Below are 5559 nucleotides of genomic sequence, written 5' to 3' on the forward strand. Positions count from 1 at the left end.
CTTACGACGCCGCGGCTGTGCTGACGGCATTGCAGACGCTGCAGGCCAATGCCGAGAAATTCCATGCCAACGTCGACACTTTTTTCCCGGCGGGCAGCGACACCGGCGACACCACGGCTGCTCCCAAAATCTGGGAAGACATGACCGGCTTCAAGGCGGTTGAGGGCAAGTATCTCGCCAACGTCAAGGCTGCGGCGGCCGCCGCCCCTGCCGACGTTGATGCCTTGAAGGCACAGTTCAACACCATAGGCGGCGATTGTGGCACCTGCCACCAGACCTACAGGATAAAGAAGGGCTGATAGCGGGCGATGCGCCTGCTGAAAAACCTCGTCGGCGCCGCCCTTCTTCTGGGCGCCGCGGGCGCGGTTGCCGGCTGGTTCCTGTCGGCGCCGGTCAGGCTCGACGCTGAGACCGTGGCGCAGCTCGGCCCCGGCGATGCCGCCAGGGGCAAGCGCATTTTTTATGCCGGCGGCTGCACGTCCTGTCATGCGAAGCCAGGCGCAAGGCGATGCGCGCCTTCAACTGGCCGGCGGTCTCGAACTCAAGACGCCGTTCGGCACCTTCGTGCCCCCGAACATCTCGCAGGATGCCAAGGACGGTATCGGCGCCTGGTCGGTCGAAGACCTCGCCAACGCCATGCTGAAGGGTGTGTCGCCGAGCGGCGAACATTTTTACCCCGCGTTTCCCTACGCTTCCTACGCGCGCATGAAGCCGGCCGACATTGCCGATCTTCATGCCTTCATGAAGACGCTCCCCGCTGTCGCCGGCAAGGCGCCGCCCAATTCGCTGGGATTCCCTTTCAACATCCGTCGCGGCATCGGGCTGTGGAAACGTCTCTATTTGGGCGATCGGCCGGTGGTTTCTTTTCCGGACGGGACGCCGCAGCCGGTGCTGGCAGGTCGTTATCTGGTCGAAGGGGCTGGCCATTGCGGCGAATGTCATACGCCGCGAGACTTTACCGGCGGTACCAGGAAGAGCGAGTGGCTGGCGGGTGCGACCGCCGCCGAAGGCAGCGGCATCGTGCCGAACATCACGCGGGGCGAAGGCGGGCTCGGTGACTGGTCAGAGGCCGATATCGCCTACTATCTCGAAAGCGGCTTCACGCCGGATTTCGATTCCGTGGGTGGCGCCATGGTCGATGTGCAGAGAAACATGGCCGAGCTGACGCCCGAGGACCGGGCGGCGATATCGGCCTATCTAAAGGCCATACCGCCGCATCCCAACGGCTATCCCCCACGCAAGCAGCCTTCGAGCTAATTTTCGATTACGGGTGGCGGTCACCCAGGAAATCAAAGCCGGTTTCGAAGAAATGATTGTAGTTACAGGTCATTTCCTCGCCCGGCACGATGTCGCGCAACGCATATGTCTCCTCGGGCGAGGCGACGTCGCAATTCGGGTCATCGGCATGGTTCATGTAGCGCGCGTCGTCGGCTTCGAAGACGATGTAGTTCGGGTCGCGCCGGTCGGGATAGGAATAGCGATCGAGATAGGCTTTGATCGGCCCGGTCTCGCGCTCATAGGTCTCGACAGGGATGCGCCGGTCGTAATTGGGATCGAGCTTCCAAACCAGTGTGCCACGGGGAATGTGGTTCTTGGCAAAAACACCAATGCCTTGGATAGGCGATTTGTCGAGATAGACGTCGACGAGCAACATGGCAGACCCTTTGGAGTGACTGGGTGATTTTGGGTGGCGCGGCCGCGAAAGCCGCGCATTGGGTAGCGCGCGGCCATCGTAATTGCGAGCAGAAAAATCGGTAGCGCATGACCCTGAATCGGAATCGATTTTCCGCTGAGGATCATGCGCAAGATCAACCTCCTACAGCGCCCTTTGCTCGTCCAAAAGGGCGGGCGGCGCAGTGGTGGCCTTGCCCGCCACCTTCAGCGTAAAGGCATAGGTGAAGGCGATTTCCTCGAGCCTGGAAAACCGGCCGGATGCACCGGCATGGCCGGAGTCCATGTTGATCTTGAACAGCACCGGATTGTCGCCGGTCTTGCGGTCGCGCAGCCGCGCTACCCATTTGGCCGGTTCCCAGTAGGTGACACGCGGGTCGGTGAGGCCGGCAAGCGCCAGGATCGGCGGATAGTCGAGCGCGGCGACATTGTCATAGGGCGAGTAGGCGGCGATCGTCCGGTAGTCTTCCTCCGAGGCGATCGGGTTGCCCCATTCAGGCCATTCCGGTGGCGTCAGCGGCAAGGTCGCATCAAGCATCGTGGTGAGCACGTCAACGAACGGAACCTCGGCCACGATGCCGCCAAAACATTCCGGCGCCATGTTGGCAATCGCGCCCATCAGCATGCCGCCGGCCGAGCCGCCCTGTGCGACAATGCGGTCATGGGCCGTGTAGCGCTCGGCGACTAGGTGGTGCGCGACTGCGATGAAATCGGTGAACGTGTTCATCTTGTGCGCCCGCTTGCCGTCATCGTACCAGCCATAACCCTTTTCCTTGCCGCCGCGGACATGGGCAATTGCGTAAACGAAGCCGCGATCGACCAGTGAAAGGCTGTTGGTGTTGAAGGCCGCCGGCACCGTGATGCCGTAGGATCCGTAGCCGTAGAGCAGGCAAGGCGCTGATCCGTCGAGCGGTGTCTCGCGGTGATGAATGAGCGAGACCGGCACCAGTTCGCCGTCGGCGGCGGGCGCCATTAGCCGCCGCGTCACATAATGGTCCGGGTCGTGACCCGACGGAACTTCCTGGGTCTTCAGCAGCACACGCTCGCGGGTGCGCATGTTATAATCGAAGACCTGCGCCGGGGTCGTCATGGACGAGTAGGAAAAGCGCATGATCTCGGTGTCGTATTCATAGGATCCCGACAGGCCGAGCGAGAAGGCCTCCTCGTCGAAAGAGATCAGGTGTTCCTCGCCGCTCTTGCGATCGCGCACGACGATGCGCGGCAAGCCTTCCTTGCGTTCAAGCCTGACCATATGATCCCTGAAGCCGATCACCGAGAGGATCAGCCGGCCCGCTTCGTGCGGCACCAATTCCTGCCAGTTGGCGCGCACCGGGTCGCTCGCCGGCGCCGTCATGATCTTGAAATCCTTGGCGCCGTCGGCATTGGTGAGAATGAAGAAGATGTCGCCGCCTTCTTCGAGGTCGTATTGCAGGCCGGTCTCGCGCGGCGAAACCAGCATCGGTTCGGCGAACGGCTCGCCGGCGCTCATCAGTCGGTACTCCGAGGTCTCATGATCGTTGATGCCGATCATGATCCACTCGTTGGAGCGCGTGCCGCCGACATTCATGAAGAAGCCGGGATCGGTCTCCTCGTAGATCAGCCGGTCATTCTGCGGTTTGTCGCCAAGGGCATGGAACAGCACCTTGGAGGGGCGATGGTTGGAATCGAGGCGGGTGTAGAAAAACCCGTCATTGCCGGCATCCCACACGCCGCCGCCACCTGTGTCCGGAATCCTGTCCGTCAGTTCGTTGCCGCTGGCAAGATCGCGCACACGAAGCGTGAAGAATTCGGAGCCCTTGTCGTCGAACGCCCACAGGAGCTTGCCGTGATCGGCCGAATGGTCGACGCCGCCGAGGCGGAAATAGGCCTTGCCCTCGGCCTCGAGATCGCCGTCGAGCAGGATCTGCTCGTCGCCGCCATCGCGTGGTGTTCGGAAATAACGCGGCTGCTCGCCGCCAAGCTTGAAAGATGACCCATAGGCGTACGGCCCATCCTTCATCGGCACGGAAGAATCGTCTTCCTTGATGCGGCCCTTCATCTCCTTGAAAAGCTGCTTCCTCAACCGGGCGGTGTCGGCCATCAACGCCGCCTGATAGGCGTTCTCGGCTTCGAGATGGGCGCGGATTTGGCCGTCGAGCAGGGACGGGTCCCTGAACATCTCTTGCCAATTATCGGCTCTCAGCCAGGCATAGTCGTCCGTCCGGGTTACTCCATGATGTATATCGAAGACCGGTCGCTTCTCTGGTTGTGGCGGGCTGACAGTCGGAAATGCTGGGGTTCGGGTCATTGCGTCTCGCTGTGGAAGTTACTTGAATGGAGAATGAACACGCCGATCAGCGCAGGTTCAAGAGCCGGAATATATGTTTTGCGCTGGGCTCCAGAGGTGAGCCGGAGGAGAGAGAAAAATGAAATTCCGTTTTCACGCTGCTGCGGCTTTCGCCGTCGCTTCGACTGTTTTGGCCTTTACCGGCCAATCTCATGCAACCGTGTTCGCAGCTTGGCAAGTGACCAACGTTCCGTTTGGCGACACGCTCAACGTGCGCAAATATCCGGCCGGGTCATCGCAGAGGCAGGCCGCCTATCCCAACGGTGCCGTTTTGCAGATGACCGGGAAATGCACCGGCGGCATAAACCTGCTCGACATCGCCAATCAGCCGGCTTGGAAGCAGGAGCAGAAGATCCGCTATCGCTGGTGCGAAGTCTGGCATGATCCGGCGCAGAACGACAATTTCGTCACCGGCTGGGTCTATGGAAAATACATCACCCCACATTGATGGATTGGCGCCGGTCCGCAGCGCTGACTTCAGGCTCGCTCGCAGACGGCAGGGACAAATCGCAACCTATGGTTTCGTGGACTCTGAAAACAACCAGCTAGCTTACGCTACAACCAAGCATAGCCAAGCATTCAGATATTTTTACTGTCCATCACGGATGTAACGGCAGCTTGACGTTGCGTCAGCCGCCACTGGTCTGACCAGAAAATATCGCAAAGTTACAGAGTGCACGAAAGATTGAAGCTCATCGTGGAATATTTGATTAAGATCGATGAATATAGCACAAGAAGCGAATTGACTTACTTGGTGCACTGGCTCATTAGAATGCTGCGACGCGAATCGCAGAGGCTCTTTCCTGCAAAAATTTCGCGCGGTGCCCGACCTGTCAAAAATAGGGCGCAGATAGAAACAACTCTCGTTGGGGCCATGAAGCCATGGATATTATCGAAACACCTTCCAGAAATAGTGATGCGCTGATCGAATTGACGGCCGACGTCGTCGCCGCCTATGTCAGCAACAATCCGGTGCCGGTTGGCGAACTCCCGAGCCTTATCGCCGACGTCCATGCCGCCCTCGGGCGCGTGGGCGGCGCCAGTGAACAGCCTCCTGCCGACAAGCAGAAGCCGGCAGTAAACCCGAAGCGCTCCGTCCATGACGACTACATCGTCTGTCTTGAAGACGGCAAGAAGTTCAAGTCGCTGAAGCGTCATTTGATGACCCACTACGGTCTGACGCCCGACGAGTATCGTGAAAAATGGGGTCTGGACGCAAGCTACCCGATGGTTGCTCCCAACTATGCTGCCGCCCGCTCCCAGCTTGCCAAGAAGATGGGTCTCGGCCGCAAGCGCAAGGGGCGCTGATACCGGCTGTCTTTCCCAACCTGGGTTAGACGATCAACGGCGCCTTCGGGCGCCGTTTGTTTTTGGACATTGCTGGAGCGATATGCGTTGCGTCATGTGCGGGGGCTCTCCGCCGTGCGACGGCAATCGCGTGCTATTGGCCTAGAGCGGCGGACTTTCAAGTCGAACTGTGCCGCCGCTCTATCTTTTTGTTTGAGCATCGGATTTTCCCAAAACCGGCACCCACTTTTGGGTCCGATGCTCTAATCAGGCGG

The 5559-nt window shown here is 59.9% G+C and carries 5 protein-coding genes and 1 pseudogene; 4 read left to right on the plus strand and 2 right to left on the minus strand.

Annotation, left to right across the window (positions count from 1 at the left end; translation table 11 throughout):
* Together E5W87_RS07200 and E5W87_RS07205 are read left to right on the plus strand one after the other, a co-directional pair.
* The coding region (locus E5W87_RS07200) for a cytochrome c (protein ID WP_292395341.1) at window positions 1-299 on the plus strand (299 nt) is incomplete at its 5' end.
* A 9-nt stretch (window positions 300-308) separates the two neighbouring features.
* Window positions 309-1257, plus strand: a pseudogene (locus tag E5W87_RS07205) (cytochrome c).
* Between the two features lie 7 nt (window positions 1258-1264).
* Here E5W87_RS07205 and E5W87_RS07210 read toward each other — a convergent pair.
* Window positions 1265-1654 carry an SET domain-containing protein-lysine N-methyltransferase gene (locus E5W87_RS07210; RefSeq protein ID WP_292395343.1) on the minus strand — a complete coding sequence of 130 codons (390 nt, stop codon included), beginning with the start codon at window positions 1652-1654 and terminating at the stop codon, window positions 1265-1267.
* Between the two features lie 162 nt (window positions 1655-1816).
* Window positions 1817-3958 carry a S9 family peptidase gene (locus E5W87_RS07215; protein WP_292395346.1) on the minus strand — a complete coding sequence of 714 codons (2142 nt, stop codon included), beginning with the start codon at window positions 3956-3958 and terminating at the stop codon, window positions 1817-1819.
* A 118-nt stretch (window positions 3959-4076) separates the two neighbouring features.
* Here E5W87_RS07215 and E5W87_RS07220 point away from each other — a divergent pair, with 118 nt between their 5' ends.
* On the plus strand, window positions 4077-4445 hold the full coding sequence (locus E5W87_RS07220; protein WP_292395348.1) for an SH3 domain-containing protein: 369 nt from the start codon (window positions 4077-4079) through the stop codon (window positions 4443-4445).
* 434 nt (window positions 4446-4879) lie between these two features.
* Window positions 4880-5305, plus strand: coding sequence for a MucR family transcriptional regulator (locus tag E5W87_RS07225; RefSeq protein ID WP_023800837.1), 426 nt, complete (start codon window positions 4880-4882; stop codon window positions 5303-5305).
* The last annotated feature ends 254 nt before the right edge of the window (window positions 5306-5559 follow it).

The sequence above is a fragment of the Mesorhizobium sp. genome (assembly GCF_004962925.1).
GTDB lineage: Bacteria > Pseudomonadota > Alphaproteobacteria > Rhizobiales > Rhizobiaceae > Mesorhizobium.